Source organism: Marivita sp. (genome assembly GCF_048006345.1).
In the GTDB taxonomy this organism is placed as follows: domain Bacteria; phylum Pseudomonadota; class Alphaproteobacteria; order Rhodobacterales; family Rhodobacteraceae; genus Marivita.
In genome coordinates, this window is the sequence record NZ_CP180351.1 from 2,921,428 (window position 1) to 2,943,118 (window position 21,691).

At 61.8% G+C, this 21,691-nt stretch carries 22 protein-coding genes; 6 read left to right on the forward strand and 16 right to left on the reverse strand.

Annotation, left to right across the window (positions count from 1 at the left end):
- Positions 1–7 precede the first annotated feature (7 nt).
- The 6 genes from ACMVPR_RS14350 to leuS form a co-directional block, all read right to left on the reverse strand.
- Entirely contained in the window at positions 8–1,207 is a 1,200-nt protein-coding gene (locus ACMVPR_RS14350; protein WP_416883428.1) for a Zn-dependent hydrolase, read from the reverse strand.
- 152 nt (positions 1,208–1,359) lie between these two features.
- Positions 1,360–4,128, reverse strand: coding sequence for a formate dehydrogenase subunit alpha (gene fdhF, locus ACMVPR_RS14355; RefSeq protein ID WP_416883429.1), 2,769 nt, complete (start codon positions 4,126–4,128; stop codon positions 1,360–1,362).
- Positions 4,129–4,354: 226 nt separating this feature from the next.
- Positions 4,355–4,939 (reverse strand): glutathione S-transferase family protein, encoded by a 585-nt coding sequence (locus ACMVPR_RS14360; RefSeq protein ID WP_416883430.1) that lies wholly within the window; start codon positions 4,937–4,939, stop codon positions 4,355–4,357.
- A 38-nt stretch (positions 4,940–4,977) separates the two neighbouring features.
- Entirely contained in the window at positions 4,978–6,003 is a 1,026-nt protein-coding gene (holA, locus tag ACMVPR_RS14365) for a DNA polymerase III subunit delta (protein WP_416883431.1), read from the reverse strand.
- Positions 6,000–6,494: an LPS assembly lipoprotein LptE gene (gene lptE, locus ACMVPR_RS14370; RefSeq protein ID WP_416883432.1), complete on the reverse strand. Its 495-nt coding sequence runs from the start codon at positions 6,492–6,494 to the stop codon at positions 6,000–6,002. Before lptE ends, holA begins: the two co-directional genes overlap by 4 nt.
- Positions 6,481–9,066, reverse strand: coding sequence for a leucine--tRNA ligase (gene leuS, locus ACMVPR_RS14375; protein WP_416883433.1), 2,586 nt, complete (start codon positions 9,064–9,066; stop codon positions 6,481–6,483). The genes lptE and leuS overlap by 14 nt, the downstream gene beginning before the upstream one ends.
- Positions 9,067–9,214: 148 nt before the next feature.
- Here leuS and ACMVPR_RS14380 point away from each other — a divergent pair, with 148 nt between their 5' ends.
- Complete coding sequence (locus tag ACMVPR_RS14380) at positions 9,215–10,477, forward strand: glycosyltransferase (RefSeq protein ID WP_416883434.1); 1,263 nt, start codon at positions 9,215–9,217, stop codon at positions 10,475–10,477.
- Between the two features lie 52 nt (positions 10,478–10,529).
- Here the strand turns inward: ACMVPR_RS14380 and ACMVPR_RS14385 are convergent, their stop codons facing one another.
- The gene (locus ACMVPR_RS14385) at positions 10,530–11,039 is read right to left on the reverse strand and encodes a DUF3576 domain-containing protein (RefSeq protein WP_416883435.1); all 510 of its coding nucleotides are present in this window, start codon (positions 11,037–11,039) and stop codon (positions 10,530–10,532) included.
- A 276-nt stretch (positions 11,040–11,315) separates the two neighbouring features.
- On the opposite strand from ACMVPR_RS14385, the gene ACMVPR_RS14390 reads away from it, so the two are divergent.
- From ACMVPR_RS14390 to ACMVPR_RS14405, 4 genes are all read left to right on the forward strand, one after another.
- Positions 11,316–12,299 (forward strand): porin, encoded by a 984-nt coding sequence (locus tag ACMVPR_RS14390; RefSeq protein ID WP_416883436.1) that lies wholly within the window; start codon positions 11,316–11,318, stop codon positions 12,297–12,299.
- 99 nt (positions 12,300–12,398) lie between these two features.
- Positions 12,399–12,887, forward strand: a complete 489-nt coding sequence (locus ACMVPR_RS14395) for a tetratricopeptide repeat protein (protein WP_416883437.1) — start codon at positions 12,399–12,401, stop codon at positions 12,885–12,887.
- The gene (locus ACMVPR_RS14400; protein ID WP_416883438.1) at positions 12,845–13,867 is read left to right on the forward strand and encodes a sulfotransferase family protein; all 1,023 of its coding nucleotides are present in this window, start codon (positions 12,845–12,847) and stop codon (positions 13,865–13,867) included. Before ACMVPR_RS14395 ends, ACMVPR_RS14400 begins: the two co-directional genes overlap by 43 nt.
- Positions 13,858–14,517, forward strand: coding sequence for a YggS family pyridoxal phosphate-dependent enzyme (locus ACMVPR_RS14405; RefSeq protein ID WP_416883439.1), 660 nt, complete (start codon positions 13,858–13,860; stop codon positions 14,515–14,517). Before ACMVPR_RS14400 ends, ACMVPR_RS14405 begins: the two co-directional genes overlap by 10 nt.
- Here ACMVPR_RS14405 and ACMVPR_RS14410 read toward each other — a convergent pair.
- The 6 genes from ACMVPR_RS14410 to ACMVPR_RS14435 form a co-directional block, all read right to left on the reverse strand.
- Positions 14,514–14,744, reverse strand: coding sequence for a hypothetical protein (locus ACMVPR_RS14410; RefSeq protein WP_416883440.1), 231 nt, complete (start codon positions 14,742–14,744; stop codon positions 14,514–14,516). The two genes, ACMVPR_RS14405 and ACMVPR_RS14410, sit on opposite strands and share 4 nt — an antisense overlap.
- Before the next feature lie 124 nt (positions 14,745–14,868).
- On the reverse strand, positions 14,869–15,432 hold the full coding sequence (locus tag ACMVPR_RS14415) for a F0F1 ATP synthase subunit B (protein WP_416883441.1): 564 nt from the start codon (positions 15,430–15,432) through the stop codon (positions 14,869–14,871).
- Between the two features lie 5 nt (positions 15,433–15,437).
- Entirely contained in the window at positions 15,438–15,983 is a 546-nt protein-coding gene (locus ACMVPR_RS14420; RefSeq protein ID WP_300582250.1) for a F0F1 ATP synthase subunit B', read from the reverse strand.
- 85 nt (positions 15,984–16,068) lie between these two features.
- Positions 16,069–16,293 carry a F0F1 ATP synthase subunit C gene (locus ACMVPR_RS14425; protein WP_072775827.1) on the reverse strand — a complete coding sequence of 75 codons (225 nt, stop codon included), beginning with the start codon at positions 16,291–16,293 and terminating at the stop codon, positions 16,069–16,071.
- Positions 16,294–16,359: 66 nt separating this feature from the next.
- A complete protein-coding gene (locus ACMVPR_RS14430) occupies positions 16,360–17,118 on the reverse strand; it encodes a F0F1 ATP synthase subunit A (protein ID WP_300582247.1) in 759 nt (252 codons plus the stop codon).
- Positions 17,102–17,479 carry an AtpZ/AtpI family protein gene (locus tag ACMVPR_RS14435; RefSeq protein ID WP_416883442.1) on the reverse strand — a complete coding sequence of 126 codons (378 nt, stop codon included), beginning with the start codon at positions 17,477–17,479 and terminating at the stop codon, positions 17,102–17,104. Before ACMVPR_RS14435 ends, ACMVPR_RS14430 begins: the two co-directional genes overlap by 17 nt.
- A 201-nt stretch (positions 17,480–17,680) precedes the next feature.
- Here ACMVPR_RS14435 and ACMVPR_RS14440 point away from each other — a divergent pair, with 201 nt between their 5' ends.
- Complete coding sequence (locus ACMVPR_RS14440) at positions 17,681–18,013, forward strand: ArsR/SmtB family transcription factor (RefSeq protein ID WP_416883443.1); 333 nt, start codon at positions 17,681–17,683, stop codon at positions 18,011–18,013.
- 51 nt (positions 18,014–18,064) lie between these two features.
- Here the strand turns inward: ACMVPR_RS14440 and ACMVPR_RS14445 are convergent, their stop codons facing one another.
- The 3 genes from ACMVPR_RS14445 to dut form a co-directional block, all read right to left on the reverse strand.
- The gene (locus ACMVPR_RS14445; protein WP_416883444.1) at positions 18,065–20,077 is read right to left on the reverse strand and encodes a M3 family metallopeptidase; all 2,013 of its coding nucleotides are present in this window, start codon (positions 20,075–20,077) and stop codon (positions 18,065–18,067) included.
- An 81-nt stretch (positions 20,078–20,158) separates the two neighbouring features.
- Positions 20,159–21,229 (reverse strand): HesA/MoeB/ThiF family protein, encoded by a 1,071-nt coding sequence (locus ACMVPR_RS14450; RefSeq protein WP_416883445.1) that lies wholly within the window; start codon positions 21,227–21,229, stop codon positions 20,159–20,161.
- Positions 21,226–21,684, reverse strand: coding sequence for a dUTP diphosphatase (gene dut, locus ACMVPR_RS14455; protein ID WP_416883446.1), 459 nt, complete (start codon positions 21,682–21,684; stop codon positions 21,226–21,228). The genes ACMVPR_RS14450 and dut overlap by 4 nt, the downstream gene beginning before the upstream one ends.
- Positions 21,685–21,691 lie beyond the last annotated feature (7 nt).

Here is a 21,691-nt window from a genome sequence, read left to right on the forward strand (position 1 = left end):
AGACGCCTCAGTCAAGCACCTCAACGGCACCGGCCAGAACCCGCAGCCCGGTCACCAGATCGGGCTCTGCGGTGTCTTCGCCGAACGCGTGGCTGATCCCGCCAATCGACGGCACGAAAAGCATCGCCACCGGCATCAGTTTCGACACGTTGGTCGCATCATGCAGCGCACCCGACGGCATCTTGCGCCAGCGTCCCGGCACATCTGTCTCGGCAGACGTCTCCAAAGCGCCGCGCAGGCGCGGGTCCATATCGACCGGCTCCAGACCCAACAGCGGCCCAAAGCTCAATTCGAACCCACCCGTCGCCGCCACCTCTTCGACAGTCTCGCGGATGATCGCTTCCATCCGCCCCAGCCGGTCCGTGTCGCCATCCCGCCACTGCATTGAAAATGTCACCTTGCCCGGCACGATGGAGGACGCGTTTGGGTGCAACGACACATGCCCGATGGTCCAAACCGTATGGGGTGTCACCACATTGGCGAACCGCTCGGCGAGCAACGTATTGAACTGCGACAGCGCCTGAAACGCATCGCGCCGCCCTTGCATCGGTGTGGTGCCCGCATGGTTCTGTTCACCCACCAGCGTGATCTTCATGTCGCGAATGCCCACAATGGCATCGACCACCCCGATCGCCTCACCCTCGCGGTCGAGCACAGGCCCTTGTTCGATATGCATTTCCAGAAACCCGCTGAACCGCGACGGGTCGACAAACGCCTCTGACCGCCCAGGCATCCGCGCCCGCGCGTCGGCAAAGGTCACGCCGTCCCGGTCCGTCAGCCCGTCGGCCTTCTCAAGCGACAGATTTCCCGACCAGACCGCCGACCCGGTGGTCACCCCAAACCGGCCTTCCTCGTCCTGAAAGGACACAACCGACACCGGTGGCCCACTCGCCTCGGCCGAGGCCCGCGCCACCTCCAGCGCCGCGATCACACCCAGCGCCCCGTCCAGCCAACCGCCTTCGGGTTGGCTGTCGGAATGCGACCCCAGCAATAGCGATGTACCCTCTGCCAGCCCGAACACCGACCCAACGGGATCGACATGCACTGACAGGCCCGCCTCGCGCATCCGCTCCGCCAGCCAGTCCCGCGCAGCGATATCCGCGTCGGAATAGGCCGGGCGCACGACACCCTTGCCGACACCCGCCGCGCCGAACTGCCGCAAGGCATGCAAGTCCGCCAAGAATCGCTCCGCATTTACAGGCAGCATGACCCCGTCCCTTCTTCTCTTTCCAAATATGCAAATCCGACCGTGACACAGGCGACAACACGGTCAAATGCGTCACGCCACCAAACGCAGATCGGCCACGGGGTGCAAGCCCGTGGCCGAGAAAACCTGCGCGCGTCAGCGCTCAATAAACCTTATTCCGCAGCCACCGCACCGGCGTCAGCGGCTTCGACCCGCACCGCCGAGAACTTGAATTCGGGGATCTTGCCATAAGGGTCCAAAGCCGAATTGGTCAGGATATTCGCCGCCGCCTCGACATAGGCAAAGGGCAGGAACACCATGTCCGGGGCCACCGCCCGATCCGCCCGCGCCATCACCACAACCGATCCGCGTTTCGTGGTCAGACGCACATGGCCTCCGGGCTCCACCCCCATCTTGCGCAGGGTGCTGGGGTGCAGCGAACAGTTCGCCTCCGGCTCCACCGCATCCAGAACCGCCGACCGCCGCGTCATCGACCCGGTGTGCCAATGCTCGAGCTGCCGACCCGTGGTCAGGATCATCGGATAGTCCGCGTCAGGCACATCATCGGGCGCAATCACCGACGCAGGCGTGAAACGCGCACGGCCCTGCGGACGTGGGAAGCCATCACCAAACACAATCGCCTGACCGGGATCTTCCGGCGACAGCGACGGGTAGGTCACAGCGTTTTCCCGCGCCAGGCGGTCCCATGTGATGTTCTCCAGCGACCGCATGTTCAGCTTCATCTCGGCAAACACATCCGCCGGGCTGTCGTATTGCCAGTCCATGCCGCAACGCCGCGCAAGCTCCGTTGTGATGGCCCAATCCTCGCGCGCCTCACCCGGAGGTGTGACTGCAGGACGGCCCATCTGCACCTGACGGTTGGTGTTAGTCACCGTCCCCGACTTCTCGGCAAAGGCGCTCGCGGGCAGGATCACATCGGCATAGTTGGCGGTCTCAGTCAGGAAGATGTCCTGCACGACCAGATGATCGAGCTTCGCCAACGCATCGCGTGCATGCTCCACATCCGGGTCAGACATGGCCGGGTTTTCACCAAGGATATACATCGCCTTGATGTGCCCCTCGTGGACAGCATCCATGATCTCGGTCACGGTCAGACCCTTCTGGTTCGAGAAGTCCCCCGATCCCCACACTTCGGTAAAGGCAGACCGCACACCGTCATCCATCACCGACTGGTAATCCGGCAGGAACATCGGGATCAGCCCCGCGTCGGACGCGCCCTGCACGTTGTTCTGTCCCCGCAGAGGATGCAGACCCGCACCCGGCCGGCCCACATGCCCGGTCATCAACGCCAGAGAGATCAGGCAACGCGAATTGTCCGTGCCGTGGATGTGCTGGCTGACGCCCATCCCCCAGAAGATCATCCCGGCCTTGCCACCGGCAAAATCACGGGCCACGGCGCGCAGGGTCTCTGCGTCAATGCCGCAGATATCTGCCATCTTCTCGGGGGCGAAATCCGCCAGATGCGCCTTTTCGGCCTCCCAGTTCTCGGTATAGGCCTCGATATACTGGCGGTCGTAGAGCTCTTCCTCGACGATCACATGCATGATCGCGTTAAGCATGCTCACATCCGCGCCGGGCCGGAATTGCAGCATATGCGTCGCGTGACGTTTCAGCGCCTGACCGCGCGGGTCCATCACGATCAACTTGCCACCGCGCTTGGTGAACTGCTTGAAATAGGTCGCCGCAACCGGGTGGTTCTCGACCGGGTTCGCCCCGATCACGATGGCCACATCGGCATTCTCGATCTCGTTGAACGTGGCGGTCACAGCCCCCGATCCAACGTTCTCAAGCAAGGCCGCCACGGATGATGCATGACACAGCCGCGTGCAGTGGTCGACGTTGTTGTGGCCGAATCCCTGACGGATGAACTTCTGGAAAAGATACGCCTCTTCGTTCGTACATTTGGCCGACCCAAAGCCTGCCACTTCGCGCCCCCGGCCCTTCAGCCCCTTGGCGGCAAAGTCCAGCGCCTCGTCCCACGTCGCCTCGCGGAAGACTTCCTGCCAGTTGTTCGGATCGACATTCAGCCCCTTCGCTGGCGCATCGGCGCGCCGGATCAGCGGCTTGGTCAGGCGGTGCTTGTGGTGAATGTAGTCGAAGCCGAACCGCCCCTTCACACAAAGACGCCCCTCATTCGCAGGCCCGTTGATCCCCTCGACATAGACAACCTTGTTGTCCTTGACCTTGAGCGACACCTGACAGCCGACACCGCAGAACGGGCAGACGCTGTCGACCTCCTTGTCGTAATCCTTGCTGTCGCCCTGCTGCTGGTCGTCCAGCACGGTCGCGGGCATCAGCGCGCCCGTCGGGCAGGCCTGCACACATTCGCCGCAAGCCACACAGGTCGACGCCCCCATGGGGTCGTCGAAATCGAACACCGGGTAGGCGTCATGCCCGCGTCCCGCCATACCGATCACGTCGTTCACCTGAACCTCGCGGCAGGCGCGCACGCAGAGACCACACTGGATGCAGGCATCGAGGTTCACGCGCATCGCGACATGGCTGTCGTCAAGCAGCGGAATCCGTTCCGCTTCCAGCGTCGGCAAACGGCTCTCCGTCACGCCGTTCAATTCGGCCATGTCCCAGAGATGCGAAGACTTGTCATGCGCGGCATCACGCTCTGGCTGATCCGCCAGCAGCATCTCGACCACCATCTTGCGTGCAGATTTGGCACGGTGGGAGTCGGTGGTGACCACCATGCCCGCCACGGGTTCGCGAATGCACGACGCCACCAGCGTCCGCTCGCCCTCGACCTCGACCATACAGGCGCGGCAATTGCCATCCGGGCGATAGCCGGGTGCTGGCTTGTGGCACAGATGCGGGATCACCAGACCCCGGCCATTGGCAACCTCCCAGATGGTCTCGCCCGGCTGGGCCTCGACCTCTGTGCCGTCCAGAGTAAAGCGGATCGTGTCAGTCATCGCGGTCTCCCTTGTCGGGGACAGTCTAACCGCAAATCGGGCCTGTCGTGGATCAACAATCCCGACACCTTGGCGCGGATTTGCGGCTGACCGGTTTCCGATGCGAACAATTCTCTCGGAAGGGGCGCGGGAAGCCCTATCGAAAGGGCTTGCCCAAGCGCGTTCGAACGCGCTTCAAAACGCGGTTTCGAAACCGCGTCTCCAAGGGCTTTCGAAAGCCCTTGGCTCAGAGCGCCGCCGCCCGCTCGAAGGCAGGCCGCGTCCGCAACCGGCGGAGGTAGTCGACCAACACGTCCGGCGCATCAGGAAACTTCGCGTTCCGCGCCCAACCCAGACAATGCGCCAAAAGGAAATCCGGCACGGTGGGCGCGTCACCAGCAAGGTAGTCACCGCTCAGATCCTCCGCGATCCGGACGATATTGCGCCCGAACTCGGCCTTCAGGCTGTCCTTGATCTCGGGCACGCGCTCTTCCTCAGGCACCACGAAACTGTGACGTGCTGCCGTCCAGAGAAGCGAATCCACCTCATCCAGCACACGGAAGGTCCACGCATCCTGCTGCGCCCGGGCCACGCTGCCCGCCGGATGGGTGAACGCACCATGCTTGTCGGCCAGGTAGGTCAGAATGGCCATAGAGTCTCCGATGACATGATCGCCATCGACCAGCACCGGCACCTTGCCCAAGGGGCTGACCGCGCGCACTTCTTCAGACCGGGGCGCTGCGGGCACATGCTCATAGGGCACGCCCAATTCCTCCAACAACCACAAGGGCCGGAACGCCCGCGTCGCGCGATTGCCCACAAGTTTGTACATATCCGTCCTCCCAAAACCGGGCACCTGCCCGGCAAATCCTACCTGCGCCCCAGCATCGCCAACCGGATGAACGCCCGTTCCACAATCGCCAGCGCTGGCCCGTGCTGCCCGGCAGAGCGCAGCGACAAATCGGTCTCCAACAGCATCTGCAACGCCTGCTCCAGCCGGTACATCCCCCAGCCCGCGGCCTGACGCGACATGCGATCCCGGCGCGGGCCAAAGACCGGCGGACGCAACCGCCCCATGCCTTGCCCCACCCCGCCCGGATCGGACGCCGCTGTATGCAACGCCCGGAAATGCCGTGTCGCCATGATCAACAGCGTCACCGCCGCCGTGCCCTGCGCCTCCAGCCGCGACATCACCGGGCCGATCTCTCCGGTCCGCCCTTCGGCCACGATGTTGAGAACGTCGTCCAGATCGGCCTCGGTCGATCCGGGCGCGCACAGTGTCACCTCGTCCGGCGTCAGCGGCGCAGCATCCCCCAGCTTGTAAAGCGCGATCTTCTCAAGCGTCTGTCGGAAATCGCCGGGGTCCAACTCCTTGGACAAGGCTGTCAGCATCTCCATCGCGGCCCCATCCGGACGGGGAAGACCTGCGCGGGTCAGCTCCGCCTCGATCTCAGCGCGGCTGGGCGGTTCGTTGTAGAGCGCCGCCGCAAACGCATTCGGATGCCCCTCGAACAGCTTGCGCAGCGCGGACTTGGCTTGCAACTGACCGGCGGTCACAACGATCTGCGCGTCACCCGGCAGCCAATCCTCGACCGCCGCTTCGATGGGCTTGATCACCGTGTCATTCGCGTCCTCGACAAAGGCCACGCGTGGCCCCGGAAAGAACCCGACCGCCTTGATCGCATCGCCCAGAAGTGCGGGTTCCTTGCGCAGCTCAGCGGCCTGAATGCGCGTGAGCCGCATCTCGCCTTCGCCCTCCGGCCCGATCAACGCCGCGATCAACTCCTGCCGCTTCAAAGCGACCCGCATCGCGTCTTCGCCATAGATCAGGATGCCGAGCTTGGCGGGGTCGGGTCGGGCGAAATACCCCGACGCCTCGCGCGGGGGCAGCTTCATGCGGGCAGGCCGCTGGCCGAAATGACCAGACGGTCCACGATCTGATCGGCCAGAATCACCATCAACCGCGCGGCGGCATCCCGCTCGGCGGCGAGCGTCGCCACCGTCGATCCCGTTGCGGAAAACCCGGTGAAATCAATCACGCGGCCCTGACGCACCACGCTGTCGCTCTCTGTGTCCTTCAGCGCGTAATCCGCGCGGCCCGTCAGTTGGAACCGGTTTGTCGTCCCCTCGACCGAGGTCGCCAGCCCCTGACGTTGGATCGTCGGCGTCACGGTCAGCACGTAGCGCCCCCCGTCATTCCGCCCAAACCGGTCCTCAAGCCGCTGCGCGATCAGGAAGCCGTCCCGCCGCTCGGGTGCCGCGACGCGCAGGTTGTCCTGCAACACCGACGCGCCACCCTCCGGCCCATAGGCGGGCGTGAACCCGCAGGCCGCGCCCGCGACAAGCGCGGACAACGCAAAAAGCGTCTGGCGTCTATGCAACCACATTCACGATCCGACCCGGCACAACGATCACCTTCTTGGGGCTTGCGCCATCCAGCGCACGTTTCACACCATCGGTCGCCAGCGCCAGCTTTTCAACCTCGGCTTTGTCCATGTCCTTGGGCACGGTGATCTCGTCCCGGCGCTTTCCATTCACCTGAATGGGCAAGGTAACCGTGTCTTCGACCAGCATCGCCTCATCCGCCTTAGGCCAGGGCGCATTGGCAACCAGACCCTCACCGCCGAGAAGCGCCCAGATTTCCTCGGACAAATGCGGGGTCATCGGCGACATGAGCTGCGCCAGCGTCTTGGCCGCCTGACGTTTCGCATCAGAGCCAGCCTTGGATTTCGACAGCGCATTGGTGAAGGCGTACAGCCGCGCAATCGAGGCATTGAAGCCAAAGCTTTCAACACCCACGGTCACGTCGTGGATCGCCTTGTGCATCTCGCGCAGCAGCGCTTCATCCTCGGCATTAGCTGCCTCGTTCGCCTCGGCCACTTCGGCCGCGATGCGGTAGACCCGGCCCAAGTGACGCGCTGCCGCTTCGGCACCCGAGGCAGTCCATTCCACGTCGCGTTCGGGGGGCGAGTCGGACAGCACGAACCAACGTGCAGTGTCGGCGCCGTATTGCTGGATGATCGCGACCGGATCGACCACGTTGTTCTTCGACTTAGACATCTTGGCCGAGGGGATGATTTCGACCTCGGTGCCGTCTTTCAGGAAGCCCTTGCCGTCCCGCAGTTCCACCGTTTCCGGGTAGTGATAGACCGGGCGTCCATCCGGCCCGGTGGTTTTGTAGATCGCGTGCGTTACCATGCCTTGCGTGAAGAGCGCGTTAAACGGCTCCTTGCAGCGTTCCGGCAAATGCCCGGTGATGTGCATCGCGCGGGCAAAGAAGCGCGAATAAAGCAGGTGCAGGATCGCGTGTTCGATGCCGCCGATATACTGGTCGACGTTCATCCAGTAGTCCGCATCCGCCATATCCGTCGGCGTGTCCGCACGCGGCGCGGTGAAGCGGGCAAAGTACCACGACGAATCGACAAATGTGTCCATCGTGTCGGTCTCGCGCTTGGCAGGCTGACCACAAGACGGGCACGGGCAATTGCGCCAGCTTGGGTGACGATCCAGCGGGTTGCCGGGGATCGAGAAATCAATCGCGTTGCCGTCCTCATCATATGGCAGCGCGATCGGCAGGTTCTCTTTCTTCTCGGGCACCACGCCGCAGGCATCGCAATGCACCACCGGGATCGGACAGCCCCAATAGCGCTGGCGCGAAAGACCCCAGTCGCGCAGGCGAAACTTGGTTACGCCATGGCCGACACCGTTCTCTTCACAGAAGTCGATGGCGGCTTCGATGGCCTCGTTGCCAGTCTGCGCTTCTTCTCCGGCGAAGCCACGAATATAACGGACGGTCTCGGGTTTCGGCGGCACATAAGCCGGGCCACCGTCTTCGGGCAGGATGAACGCATCCTCACCCATCGCGGGCACAAAGGTGCTCTGCACAGGCAGGTCGTATTTCCGCGCGAAATCAAGGTCGCGCTGGTCATGCGCCGGGCAGCCAAAGATCGCGCCGGTGCCGTAATCCATCAGGATGAAGTTCGCCACATAGACCGGCAATTCCCACGCCGTATCAAAGGGATGGCGCACGCGCAGCCCGGTGTCAAAGCCCTTCTTCTCTGCCTTCTCTAGCGCCTCTTCCGTGGTGCCACCCTTGCGACACTCGGCATTGAACGCGGCGAGATCGGCGTTGTCCTTTTCCAGATGCTTGGCCAGCGGATGATCCGGCGAGATACCGACAAAGGAAGCCCCCATCAGCGTGTCGGGACGGGTCGTATACACCTCGATCCGGTCGAACCCATCCGGCGCGTCAATGGTCGAGAACGCAAATTGCAGTCCCCGCGATTTGCCGATCCAGTTGGCCTGCATCAGCTTCACCTTGGCGGGCCAATCGTCGAGCGTGTCCAAAGCGTCGAGCAATTCTTCGGACATATCCGAAATCTTGAAGAACCACTGCGTCAGCTCGCGCCGCTCCACCTCGGCACCGGACCGCCAGCCCTTGCCGTCGATCACCTGCTCGTTCGCAAGCACGGTCATATCGACCGGGTCCCAGTTCACCACCGCGTTCTTGCGGTAGACAAGCCCGGCCTCCAGCATGTCGAGGAACAGCGCCTGCTGCTGACCATAATATTCCGGATCGCAGGTCGCGAACATGCGGCTCCAGTCCAGACCAAAGCCCAGCGGCTTCATCTGGCTGACCATCGTGTCGATGTTGGAATAGGTCCAATCCTTGGGATGCCCGCCCGACGCCATCGCGGCGTTCTCGGCCGGCATGCCGAAGGCGTCGAACCCCATGGGATGCAACACATTATGCCCGGTAGACAGCTTGTAGCGCGCGATCACGTCGCCCATCGTGTAGTTGCGCACATGGCCGATATGGATGCGCCCCGACGGGTAGGGAAACATCTCTAGCACGTAGTATTTCGGCTTGTCGTCCGACCGCACGGCGCGGAACGTTTCACTCTCTTCCCAGACGGCCTGCCATTTGGGTTCGATGACAGAGGGGTCGTAACGCGACATGGAATGGGTCCTTCGGGTGTGCATCTTCTGTTGGCAGGGTGATAGGCCGATGCCACAGGATCGTCCAGTCCCGCCCCTATCTGCGCCATTGTGATGCCGGATTTTTGCAGTCATACCCTGTAAAACCAAAGGCAATACGTCCGGGCAGATGAAAATACTCCTGATCCACCAGAACTTTCCCGCACAATTCAAGCACCTTGGCCCGGCTCTGGCCGAACGCGGCGATCAGGTGGTCGTGCTGACCCCCAAGGTCAAGGAAGCGACCAAGTGGAAAGGCGTCACGATCCTTCCTTACGTCGTCAAGGGATCAACCACACAAGGCATTCACCCGTGGCTGGCCGACTTCGAGACCAAGATTTTCCGAGGGACAAGCTGTTATGATGCGGCGCTCGCGCTCAAGCAAAAGCGCTTTGATCCTGACGTGATCCTTGCCCATCATGGCTGGGGTGAAAGCCTGTTTCTCAAGGATGTCTGGCCCGACGCCCGACTGGGTCTTTATTGCGAACTCTACCATCGCTCCGGCAAGGCCGAGACCGGGTTCGATCCGGAATTCCCAAGCCCGACACCCGACCGCGACGCCCTGCGCCTGCGCCTCAAGAACATCAACAACCGCCTGCATGAAGAGGTCATGGATGCCGGGATCAGCCCGACGCATTTCCAGGCGGGCACGTTCCCGGACAGTTATCAGTCCCGCATCACGATCAGCCATGACGGCGTCGACACTGATGCGATCAACGCGAATCCTGATGCGACGCTGGACCTGCCCAAAGGCAAGACTTTGACCGCGCGGGACGAGGTGATCACATTTATCAACCGCAACCTCGAACCGTATCGCGGCTATCACCGCTTCATGCGCGCCCTCCCGGAATTGCTGCGCCGCCGTCCGCAGGCGAACGTGGTTCTTCTGGGCGGCGATGAAACCAGCTACGGCGCAAAACCCCCGGCGGGCAAAACCTGGAAACAGATCTTCATCGACGAAGTGCGCGGCCAGATCCCAGATGCCGACTGGGCGCGGGTGCACTTCATGGGCCGTGTCCCCTACCCGACCTTCCTGTCGATGATTCAGGTCAGCACAGTGCACGTCTACCTGACCTACCCGTTTGTTCTGTCCTGGTCTCTGATCGAAGCCATGAGCGCGAAATGCGCCATCGTCGCGTCAGACACCGCCCCGGTACGAGAGGCGATCATTGGCGGGCAGACCGGCGTCTTGGTCGATTTCTTCGATCAGGAGAAACTCATCAGCGAAACCTGTGCCCTCCTCGACTCGCCCGAGCGCCGCGACTTTCTCGGGTCAAACGCCCGCCGATTCGCACGCGAGCGCTACGACCTCAAACGCGTCTGTTTGCCAAGACAGTTGAAATGGGTCGACGATCTTGCAGCAGTCTACCCGGTGCGATCCCCGCGGGACTGAACCGGCCGTAAAACCAGTCAGATAGATAAAACGGCGGCAAATCAGCCTTTGATCAGAGACGGCTGTCCTGCTGACGCAACTGGCGGGCGCGCGTGAGGATCGCATCCTCGACCGCCCGCACGGTCGCGGCGCTGGCCGGGCCAGAGCGCGTCATCAAGGCAAGGTTCAGCGACCGCGCATCAAGCGCCGGATCGTTGACCAGAATGGTCGCGCGATAGGCCTGACCACCGCCCGGAGGCGTGCCAAACCCGGTCGTGATCACACCCGTAAACGGATCGACCGACTCGACCGGCAGGAAATCAAGCGTTTCAAGCGCAGCATTCCAGATGTATTTGTTGACCGCGCCAAGCTCGCCTGCATCACCGCGATTTCTGAAAAAGTCGAAAATGGACGACTGCGGCCGGTTGGGATTCCGCTCCAGCAAAATCTCGTCAACGATGTCTTCGGCAGCAGGTGTTTCAACAGGCGCCCGGTTGGAATTTCCCCCGAAGAACCCGCATCCCGACACAAAAGCGGCGACAAGAGCAATGCCAAAACCGGTCCTGAAACGTGTAAGGTCCATGTGAGACTGCCCTCGTATGCCTGTTTGCCTTGTGCTTTGCATACAAGCCGATCCCCACAACGACAAGCCGAACTTGAAGCCGATGGCGTAACGCCGTGATCTTCCACTCTGAAAAACCTGTAGAAAGGCTTGTGGCAAATGCGCATCACAGATGGCGAAGTTGCCGCCCCTTGGGCCGCTTGGCTTGCAAACACGCCCTGCCAAAGAGCATAGAGTTTTCAGCTAATCCGGACCATCCGGTTTGGTACGTGCCTTACGAACACATGAGGGAAAAAAATGAAAACTCTTCTTCTTGCTTCCACAGCGCTGGTCGCAACCGCTGGTATCGCAGCTGCAGAAGTCTCGATCTCCGGCTCCGCTGAACTGGGTATCTTCCAGAACGAAAACGCTTCCGGCGACGGTTCGACCGGTGATCTCGAAAAAGTCCGCGTTTTCTCTGACATCGACATCACCTTCTCGATGTCCGGCGAAACCGACGGTGGCCTGTCCTTCGGTGCGTCCATCGACATCGACGAAGTCGGTATCGGCGATCCGAACATCGACGACGCGGCACGCCTGCCCGACGCGACCATCTTCATGGCATACGGCCCGATGCGCCTGACAGTTGGTGACACCGACTCCGCATTCGACGCACGTCTGACCGAAACCGCAATCGGCGGCGCGATCAACGACGACCACACCGTACACCCGGGCTACAACGGCAACTCCGGCCTGGACGAAATCTACGGTGGCCAGGAAATCCGTCTCGACTACAGCTTCGACGCCTTCACCGGCTCGATCTCCGTGTCGCCGGACCGCAATGCAACCGACTTCGACCTGGCATATGCACTGGGCGTGTCCTACAACATGGACCTCGCAGGTCTGACCCTGGGCCTCGGCTTTGGTTACCAGAAAGTTGACGAAGCAGCAGCTCTGTACGACACACGCGTCGGCCTGAGCGCAGCAACCACATTCGGCAATGGCCTCCAGGCAATCCTGAACTACACCATGATGTCCGACGACAGCACCGGTGGTGCAGACGACGGCAGCCATTGGGCAATCGGCCTCGGCTACACCATGAACGCGCTGACAGTCGGCGTGAACTACGGTGAGTTCGACGTGGATGACGCATTCGGCGCAGACTCCAGCGGCTTCGGCGTTGCAGTCAACTACGACCTGGGTGGCGGTCTCGTCGCACAGCTCGGCTACGGCGGTGGCGACATCGACGGCGCAGCAGACTACGAAGACACGTTCTCCCTCGGTGTGGCGATGTCCTTCTAAGCTGCAAAGCTTGATCTAAAGGAAAGAGCGGGCCTTGCGCCCGCTCTTTTCTTTTGGGCAGCGCCCAAGTAGCTAGAACCGAAAAAGGTGAAGGCTCCGATGCAGACCAATCCGCTCCACGCTGTCAAAACCACCTATGACAAGGCTCTGGCCCTCGCCCGTCAGGGCGACGTTGCACAGGCGGCTGGCCTGTTGGATGGCTTGGCCCTGCAAGCCCCCAATCTTCCCGAAATCCATTTCCAACGCGCCCGGTTGGCGGCACGGCTTGGCGATCAGGACAAACGGCTTTCGTCCATCGACCGCGCGCTTGAACTGCGTCCCTCCGAACCTGCCATCCTGACCGAGGCGATTGCAGCGCATTCCCTTGCCGGGCACCACGACACTGTTCTCTCGCTCTTTGATCGGCTGATCGCCCTCGATCCAAAAGCGATCAAGCCCCAGGCGGAAAAAGCGCTGTACCTTCAGACCGCAGGCCGCTTTGATGACTCCAGAATCTCCTGCGGAAGCTGCAGAAAAAGCACCCCTACGATGCCGAGCTTTACCGGATGCTCGCCACAACAATCCGCATTCAGCCCAACGATCCGATGATCGGGGCGATGCGGCGTTTGGCCAACCATCCCAAGCTGTCGCCACAGGGTCGCATGCACATCAATTTCGCGCTCGCCAAGGCGATGGAGGACACCAAGACCACCGCGAAAGTGTTCCCGCACCTTAACATCGCCAACAAAGCGCAGGCCGAACTCTGGCCCGACGACCCCAATGCGCGCAACGCCGAACGCGACGGCGTTCTGGCAGCGCAGAAAGGGCTCGCTCAGGTAGCGGGGGCGTTCGGCACCACCCCGTCACTTATCTTCGTCACAGGCCTGCCGCGCTCTGGGACAACCTTGGCCGAGCAGATCATCGCCAGTCACAGCAAGGTGCACGCCGGAGGCGAGATGGCGACGGCGCTCAGAACCGCCTACGACCTCTTTGGCGCAGGTGCCGAAATGCGCCCCTTGGCGACCGAACCGCAGGACCGCCTCAAAGACTTTGCAACCCGCCTGAACAGCGCGATTCACCCCTTCGCCAACCCGGCCAAGACCCACCTGACCGACAAGTCGATCATGGCCTACCTGATTTACGGTCTCCTTCATGCAACCCTGCCCAATGCCCGGTTCATCGTGGTCCATCGTGACCCTCGCGACATTGCCTTGTCGATCTACAAGAACCACTTCAGCGCTGGCACACACCGCTATGCCAACGATCTCGCCGCGATCGCCGAGGTGATCAAATCCTTCCGCCAGATCATTGCGCACTGGCGCGACACCCTGCCGGACCGGTTTTCGGAAATACGCTACGAAGACCTCGTGTCAGACCCCGAAACGCAATCAAAGCACCTGATCGCGGCAGCCGGTCTCGACTGGGAGGATCAGTGCCTTAATTTCTATGAAAAAGGCGGCACTGTGAAAACCCTCAGTCTGCATCAGGTCCGCCAACCGATCTACAAAAGCTCTGCCGCCGCATGGCGCCGCTACGAGACCGAGCTGCAACCCTTCATCGACGCTTGGGGAGACACACCATGGGATTGACCGACATCACCGCGCGCATCGCCAAGGCCGCCAAGGAAGCCGACCGCGATCTTTCGGACATCACGCTGATCGCCGTGTCCAAGGTTCAGCCGAACGAGCGGGTCGAGTTTGTCCTCAAGGAGGGACACCGCAGCTTTGGTGAGAACCGCGTGCAGGAAGCGGCCGGCAAGTGGCCCGGTTTCCGCGAAACCTATGACGGCATCGACCTGCACCTGATCGGCCCCCTGCAAAGTAACAAGGCCCGTCAGGCGTTCGAACTTTTCGACATGATCCACACACTCGACCGCCCCAAGCTGGCACAGACGTTCGCGCGGCTTGCGCAGGAGATGGGTCACTGTCCGCCGCTGTTCATTCAGGTAAACACCGGAGAGGAGCCGCAAAAAGCTGGGATCGCACCTGCCGACACCGATGCGTTTGTGCGGGAATGCCGCGACCTCGACCTGCCCGTGCGGGGCCTCATGTGCATCCCCCCGGTGGACGAGACCCCATCCCTGCATTTCGCGCTGCTCCGCAAACTGGCCGACCGCAACGGCCTCAACCAACTCTCCATGGGCATGAGCGACGATTTCGAACAGGCCATCGCCTTTGGCGCCACCCATATCCGGGTCGGCTCGGCGTTGTTTGGGGCCCGCGTGCCGCCGGCGGGCTAAGGACCGTCCTGCAAATTCAGACGTTGTTCAATACGATCAAGCCGAGCTTGTATCGACGCAATCGCATTGTCCTGCGCGACTTCGGCCTGCAGAAAGGCCGCCATATGGCTTTTCATGCTTCGTACATCTGTCTTCACATCGGAAAGGTCAGACGACACGACAGACATCTTGGACTGAATCGCCTTCAGATGTTCAAGGATCAGGGCATTCGTCACGTTATCAACCATGGCAACTTCGCTCCTCTTTACCGTAGAGCGATACGCGCAGTTGGTCAAAACAGAGTTAACTCGCCCCGAGAAAACAAAAAGCCCCGGACAACCGGGGCTCTTTTCGTTTCGGTGGCTGAGAAGATCAGTGCAACTTCTGCCCAACTTCGGCAATCGCATCGTCAATGCTCTTTGCCGCGTCCTTGGCGGTCATCTGCTTGGCCACAACGTCACGGGCGGCCTTGATCGCCACGGCAATCGCACGATCCCGCACTTCCTTGACGGCACTGGCCTGAGCGGATGCAATCTGATCCTCGGCAGCGGCCAACCGACGCGCGATGGACCGCTCCAATTCTGCACGAGCCTGCTCACCTGCCAGCACAGCCTCTTCCTTGGCATGCGCGATGATCCGGTCCGCCTGCTCCTGCACTTCGCGCTGACGGCGCTCGTAGGAGGCCAGCAGAGCCTGTGCTTCCTCGCGGAGCGCCTTGGCTTCGTTCAGCTCGCTCTTGATCCCTTCGGCGCGCTTGTCGAGCATGCCAAGGATCAAGGTCGGAACCTTGAAATACAGCAACACGCCGATGAAAACGAGGAAACCAATGGTCACCACGAAATCGGTGTTCGCCAGCGAGAAGAAGGGCTTGTCCCCAGCGGCAAGCGCGGGGCTTGCGATCAGGGTTGCGGCGGCAATGGTCATGATACGGTTCATGTCGCTCACCCCTTCATCTGTGCGTCAACGGCAGCGGCGACAGCGGCATCATCCGCCTGTCCACCGACAGCAGCCACAATGGCGCCCGCCGTGTCCTTGGCCACGGCCTCGACGCTCTCGACAGCCGATGCACGGATGTCCGAAATCGCTTTTTCGGATTCCGCAGCCTTGGCTGCAATCTCGGCGTCGGCCTTGGCAATGGCCTTGTCCAACTCGGCCTGCATGTCGGCCTTGTTCTGGGCGATGATTTTCTGCGCTTCAGAGCGCGCATCGGCCAGAGCCTTGTTATAGGCCTCTTCGGCCTCCACGGCTTTCTGCTTGAGATCTTCAGCAGCCGCGAGGTCGTTTGTAATCGTGCCTTGTCGTTCCGCCAGAACCGTCGCAATGCGCGGCAGCGCGATGCGGGACAGGACAAAGTAAATCGCGATCAGCGCGATCAGAAGCCAGAAGATCTGGTTCGGCATCCAGTCGGCGCAAAGCTGCGGCATGCCGATGGCGCTGCCATCCGGGCCCACACATGCGCTGGCTGTACCAGTGGTTTCGGTTGCCATGTCGTCCTCCGTCGGAACTTGTCGTTACATCGGGCGGGCCGCGTGATTACGGCACCGCCCGCGCGTAAGGATAAAAGTCCGAAGCTTAGACGGCGAACATCAGCAGCAGCGACACGAGGAACGCGAAGATCCCCAGCGCTTCTGCGAACGCGATACCGATGAAGAGCGTTGCTGTCTGCGATGCAGCAGCGGACGGGTTACGCAGGGCACCTGCGAGGTAGTTGCCGGCCACGTTGCCCACCCCGATTGCGGCTGCGCCGGAACCGATTGCTGCCAGGCCTGCGCCGATGTGTGCGAGATCGCCTTCCATGTGAATTCTCCTTACGATTGGAAGTTAGCGTTGGTGCGTAGGGTGCGCGAGATCACGCACCTTTCGTTAGTGTGACGGGTGCAGCGCGTCCTTGAGGTACACGCAGGTCAGGATCGTGAACACGTAGGCCTGAATGAAGCCCACGAGCACTTCCAGTGCATAGATGGCCGTAATGCCGAGGATCGACAGCGGCGCGACAGCGGTGATTGCGGCAAAGCCCGCGAACACCTTGAGAACCGCGTGGCCTGCCATGATGTTACCCGCAAGACGGATGGAGTGGCTGACAGGGCGCACGAAGTAGGAAATCAGTTCGATGACCGCAAGGATCGGACGCAGCGCCAGAGGCGCGCTCGAGACCCAGAAGAGCCCAAGGAAGCCCGCACCGTTCTTGACGAAGCCCAGAACCGTCACCGCGATGAAAACGCCGAAACCCAGAACCGCTGTGATCGCGATATGCGAGGTGGGCGAGAAGGACATCGGGATCAGTGCGAGGAAGTTCGAGAAGACGATGAACATGAACAGCGTGAAGATGTAGGGGAAATACTTCACCGCATCCTTGCCGGTCACGTCCTCGACCATCTTGTAGATGAACCCGTAGGCCAGCTCGGCCACCGACTGGGTGCGCGTCGGGATGGTGGCGCGCTTCGAGGTGCCCAGCACCATCAGCGCGATCACACAGGCCACCGCCAGCAAAAGCCACAGCGCCACGTTGGTAAAGGTGAACATGCCCACTGCGCCGTCACCGAAAAGCGGTTTGACGATGAACTGGTCCATCGGGTGGAACACCAGCCCGCCTTCGCTGTGACCGTCAACTTCCGTCGCCATGTCGATCCCTCTCGTTCTCTCCGGCCAGATCGGCCAGTTGCTTGATCTGCAACTCCTTGGCAGTCCGGATCATCACGTTGACCCCTGCCGCAAAGCCCAGCAATGTAAACAGCACCATCAACCAAGGCGCGGTCCCGAAGACCGCATCAAGCCCGTATCCGATGCCAAATCCGATCCCAAGACCGGACACCATCTCGATCACCATGCGCCACGCTTGCTGCGCCTGGCTGTAGTGTTCCTCTTGGTGTGGCTTGTCTTCCTTGGCCCCCTTGGCCGCCGCGATCCGCGCTTCCAGCTCTTTCAACTTCTGCTTTGGATCACTCTCAGACACGCGCTCCACCTCGGTTGGAACTTTGGCCATGTGCTACGGTGCAGCATGGCCTGAGTCAAGGCGCTGGTTGGCGCACTTCTGCACAATCTATCCCATTGAAAAAAATTATCTTTCATTCGGAGCAGAGAAGCCCAACCAAACGGTCGCAGCCGTGGATCCCCCGGTTCCGGCCCATTCCGCATATTCAACTTTTCGGTTGAGTTTTGACGCGGTCTCCGTCTACTGCGCGTCATGGCCCCAACACTCGACAATGTCTTTGCAGCTCTGGCAGACCCGACGCGCCGTCAGATCCTGACGATGCTGCTCGAAGATGACATGGCCGTCACCGACGTGGCCGAACCGTTCGAGATGTCGCTTGCCGCGATCTCCAAGCACCTGATGGCCCTGGCAGACGCGGGCCTGATCAGTCAGGAAAAACGCGGCCGGGTGAAGTGGTGCAAACTGGAACCCGACGCGCTGCGCGAAGCCAGCATCTGGATGCAGAGCTTTGGTCAGTTCGAAGCCATCAACCTTGATGCGTTCGAACGGTTTCTGGAAACCGAAAACCTGGCCTCGGACACCTGACCCAAACGCGTCGACGCGTTTGGACACGGCGTCGTCGGAGTGTCGCCTGCCTCACGCCGCCAGCCCGCGCCCCTTCAGCAACGCTTCAACCCCCGGCATCCGCCCACGGAACTTAATGTAAAGCACATCCGCCTCCTCGGACCCGCCTGCCGACAGGATGAACTGTTCAAGCTTGCCCGCCATCGCCGGATCGAACGCGCCGCCCGCTTCCTCGAACGCCTCGAACGCATCCGCATCCATCACCTCGGACCACATGTAGCTGTAATAGCCTGACGAATACCCGTCCCCGGTGAACACATGCGCAAAATGCGGCGTGGCATGACGCATCACGATGGCCTCGGGCATCCCCAACCCAGCCAGCACCTTGGCCTGCTCCGCCATCGGATCGGCAGGCGGTTCCCCCTCGTGAAACGCCAGATCAACCAGCGCCGAGGCCACGTATTCCACCGTCTGGAACCCCATATCATAGGTCGCCGCCGCCAGCACCTTGTCCAGCATCTCCTGCGGCATCGCCTCGCCGGTCTCCGCATGCACCGCGAATTCCTGCAACACTTCCGGCACTTCCAACCAATGCTCATACAACTGGCTCGGCAACTCGACAAAGTCCCGCGCCACGGATGTGCCCGAGATCATGTCATAAGTCACATCCGACAGCATCTGGTGCAACGCATGACCGAACTCGTGGAACAGCGTCCGCGCGTCATCATATGACAACAGCGCCGGATCGCCCTTGGCAAAGTTGCAGATATTCACAACGATCGGCGCCTGCACATCCGGGAACTTGCGCTGAGACCGCATCGCCGAGCACCACGCACCCGACCGTTTCGACGCCCGTGCAAAGTAATCGCCGATGAACACCGCAACATGCTGCCCCTTCCGCGTCACCTCCCACGCCCGTGCATCGGGGTGGTAGAGCGCCACATCCAAAGGCCGGAACTCCAGCCCGAACAACCGGTTCGCACAGGCAAAGGACGCTTGAATCATGTTTTCCAATTGGAAATAGGGCTTCAACTCCGCCTCGTTCAGCGCAAATTCCTCGCGCCGCCGTGCCTCGGAATAATACCGCCAATCCCACGCCTGCAACGGACCGTTCACACCATCGGCCACCATCCTCTCTTCCAGCAGCGCGGCATCCGCCAAAGCCCGCGCCTTCGCAGGCTCCCACACATCCATTAACAAACCGCGAACAGCCTCAGGCGTTTTCGCCATCTCGGTCTCAAGCTTGTAGGACGCGAAATCGTCATACCCGAGCAACTTCGCCCGCTCGGCCCGCAACTGCAAAATCTCGGCCGCAACCCCACGGTTGTCCGTCTTGCCGCCATTCTCGCCGCGCGCCACCCAGGCGCGCCATGCCTCTTCCCGCAACGACCGGTTCGGACAGAACTGCAAGAACGGCACAATCACCGACCGCGACAGCGTCAATACCGGGCCTTCCGCGCCCCGCTCCTTGCCTGCCGCGCGCACCGCGCTCACCACAAACGCAGGCAATCCCTCCAACTCGTCCTCGGACAAGGCCCGCTGCCAGTCGCGCTCATCCGCCAGCAGGTTCTGCCCGAACTGCGTGCCCAAGGTCGCCAACCGCCCCTTGATCTCCTTCATCCGCGCCGCCTCATCCCCGGTCAGCGCAGCACCGGCGCGCACGAAACCCCTATGGGTCAGCATCAGCACACGCGCCTGCTCGGGCGTCAGGTCCAGCGCATCCCGCGCCAGCCACACCTGTTCGATCCGCGCAAACAGCGCCTGATTGCCATAGATCGCCGCCGAATGCGCAGCGAGCTTGGGCGAAAACTCCCGCATGATCTCTTCACGCATGTCGGTGCTGTCGGCCCCGGCAAGGTTGTAGAACACCCCAAGAACCCGGTCCAACGTCGCGCCCGTCTTCATCAACCCTTCGACCGTATTCTCGAAGGTCGGCGCCTCCGCGTTGGTCGCAAGCGCCTCGACCTCGGCCAGCCCTTCCGCCATCGCAGCCTCGATCGCAGGCGCGAAATGCGCATCCTCGATCAGGTCAAACGGCGGCAGGCCAAACTCTGTGTCCCAGGTCTCAAGCAACGGGTTGGTCATCGAAGGCTCCTATTCGGTTTCATCAAAACCTAGGGCCGCCTGACGGCAACAACAATGGGCCATGTACAGGGAAAGCGCCGTTCAGCGCGCCGCAGCCGCCTTTGCACCATGGCCGCACACCGGACAATCGCCCCGCGGCTTCAGCCCGATTTTCCGCGTCTCGCCCCAAAGCGCGTCGTAGATCAGTATCTCGCCCTTGAGCGCCTGCCCCGCCCCGGTGATCAGCTTGATCGCCTCCACGGCCATCATCGACCCGATCACACCGGGCAAGGGTCCGATCACGCCAGCCTCGGCGCAGGACGGCGCCAGTCCCGCCGCAGGCGCTTCGGGAAAAACACACTGGTAACACGGGGCACCCGACGCTGGATCAAAGACCGAGATCTGCCCTTCCCATTGCGACAACGCCCCTGAAATCAACGGCTTGCCCATGGCAACCGCCGCCCGGTTCGCCAGATATCGCGTCTCGAAATTGTCCGTGCCGTCTAGCACCAGATCATACTCCGACACCAGCTTTTCGGCCACATCCTCGGTCAGTCGCCGATGATAGGGGCGCACCTCAACATAGGGGTTCTGCGCCACCATCGCGGCCTGCGCAGAAAACACCTTGGGCATCCCGATATCCGCATCCCGGTGGATCACCTGCCGTTGCAAATTGGCGTTCTCAACCACATCATCGTCGATCACCCCGATGGTGCCCACGCCCGCCGCCGCCAGGTATTGCAACGCAGGCGCACCCAGCCCGCCAGCGCCAATCACAAGTACCTTGGCATCGCGCAGTGCCTTCTGCCCCGGCCCGCCGATCTCGCGCAGCACGATATGACGCGCATAGCGCTCCAACTCCGAGGCCGAGAAACTGGCAGACCGCTGCACAGGCGCCGCCTCCCCTTGTTCCTTGACCAGCGCGCGGGTCTTCAACCCTTTGACGACCCGCCCGTAAAGAACGGCAATCGCGGCAAACACACCCAGAAGAATCCACAGCGCCGCACTCTCACCTGTCGCCATCCGCAGCGGATGGCCCACCGGCAAAGCGATCTGGATGAACAGGACGCCCACATAAAGCAGGCCGATCATGTAGAGCCGCGCCGTACGCGGCATCTTCATCAGCGCGCCCAGACCCCAAAGGGCCGCTGCCATGGCAAAGACGACAATCATTCCGACACCCCGGTCGATCCAAAACCACCAGCACCCCGCGCCGTGTCGTCGAGGGTCTCCACCAATTCGAACTCCGCGCGCAGCACAGGGGCGACGATCATCTGCGCAATCCTATCGCCATGCGAGATCTCAAAGGCGTCCCGCCCGGCATTCATCACGATCACCCCCAAAGGCCCGCGATAATCGCTGTCGATGGTCCCCGGCGTGTTGGGCAATGTGATCCCGTGCTTCAAGGCAAGCCCCGAACGCGGCCTGATCTGCACCTCGTACCCCTCCGGAATCGCCATGCGCAGCCCCGTCGGCACCAGCGCCCGCGCGCCCGGTTCCAGCACAACAGACCTGCGATCCGGGAAATTCGCCCGCAAATCCGCCCCTGCTGCACCGGCACTGGCATAGTCCGGCAGCTCCAAAGACCTATCCGCTTCATCGTCCCAAGTCAGCCTGATCGCGACCACGCCTTGC

Bases quoted from the DNA above. Each gene is read 5' to 3' on its own strand.
- ACMVPR_RS14350 (WP_416883428.1), bottom strand. From the start codon at position 1,207: ATGCTGCCTGTAAATGCGGAGCGATTCTTGGCGGACTTGCATGCCTTG.
- fdhF (WP_416883429.1), bottom strand. From the start codon at position 4,128: ATGACTGACACGATCCGCTTTACTCTGGACGGCACAGAGGTCGAGGCC.
- ACMVPR_RS14360 (WP_416883430.1), bottom strand. From the start codon at position 4,939: ATGTACAAACTTGTGGGCAATCGCGCGACGCGGGCGTTCCGGCCCTTG.
- holA (WP_416883431.1), bottom strand. From the start codon at position 6,003: ATGAAGCTGCCCCCGCGCGAGGCGTCGGGGTATTTCGCCCGACCCGAC.
- lptE (WP_416883432.1), bottom strand. From the start codon at position 6,494: ATGTGGTTGCATAGACGCCAGACGCTTTTTGCGTTGTCCGCGCTTGTC.
- leuS (WP_416883433.1), bottom strand. From the start codon at position 9,066: ATGTCGCGTTACGACCCCTCTGTCATCGAACCCAAATGGCAGGCCGTC.
- ACMVPR_RS14380 (WP_416883434.1), top strand. From the start codon at position 9,215: ATGAAAATACTCCTGATCCACCAGAACTTTCCCGCACAATTCAAGCAC.
- ACMVPR_RS14385 (WP_416883435.1), bottom strand. From the start codon at position 11,039: ATGGACCTTACACGTTTCAGGACCGGTTTTGGCATTGCTCTTGTCGCC.
- ACMVPR_RS14390 (WP_416883436.1), top strand. From the start codon at position 11,316: ATGAAAACTCTTCTTCTTGCTTCCACAGCGCTGGTCGCAACCGCTGGT.
- ACMVPR_RS14395 (WP_416883437.1), top strand. From the start codon at position 12,399: ATGCAGACCAATCCGCTCCACGCTGTCAAAACCACCTATGACAAGGCT.
- ACMVPR_RS14400 (WP_416883438.1), top strand. From the start codon at position 12,845: ATGCTCGCCACAACAATCCGCATTCAGCCCAACGATCCGATGATCGGG.
- ACMVPR_RS14405 (WP_416883439.1), top strand. From the start codon at position 13,858: ATGGGATTGACCGACATCACCGCGCGCATCGCCAAGGCCGCCAAGGAA.
- ACMVPR_RS14410 (WP_416883440.1), bottom strand. From the start codon at position 14,744: ATGGTTGATAACGTGACGAATGCCCTGATCCTTGAACATCTGAAGGCG.
- ACMVPR_RS14415 (WP_416883441.1), bottom strand. From the start codon at position 15,432: ATGAACCGTATCATGACCATTGCCGCCGCAACCCTGATCGCAAGCCCC.
- ACMVPR_RS14420 (WP_300582250.1), bottom strand. From the start codon at position 15,983: ATGGCAACCGAAACCACTGGTACAGCCAGCGCATGTGTGGGCCCGGAT.
- ACMVPR_RS14425 (WP_072775827.1), bottom strand. From the start codon at position 16,293: ATGGAAGGCGATCTCGCACACATCGGCGCAGGCCTGGCAGCAATCGGT.
- ACMVPR_RS14430 (WP_300582247.1), bottom strand. From the start codon at position 17,118: ATGGCGACGGAAGTTGACGGTCACAGCGAAGGCGGGCTGGTGTTCCAC.
- ACMVPR_RS14435 (WP_416883442.1), bottom strand. From the start codon at position 17,479: ATGGCCAAAGTTCCAACCGAGGTGGAGCGCGTGTCTGAGAGTGATCCA.
- ACMVPR_RS14440 (WP_416883443.1), top strand. From the start codon at position 17,681: ATGGCCCCAACACTCGACAATGTCTTTGCAGCTCTGGCAGACCCGACG.
- ACMVPR_RS14445 (WP_416883444.1), bottom strand. From the start codon at position 20,077: ATGACCAACCCGTTGCTTGAGACCTGGGACACAGAGTTTGGCCTGCCG.
- ACMVPR_RS14450 (WP_416883445.1), bottom strand. From the start codon at position 21,229: ATGATTGTCGTCTTTGCCATGGCAGCGGCCCTTTGGGGTCTGGGCGCG.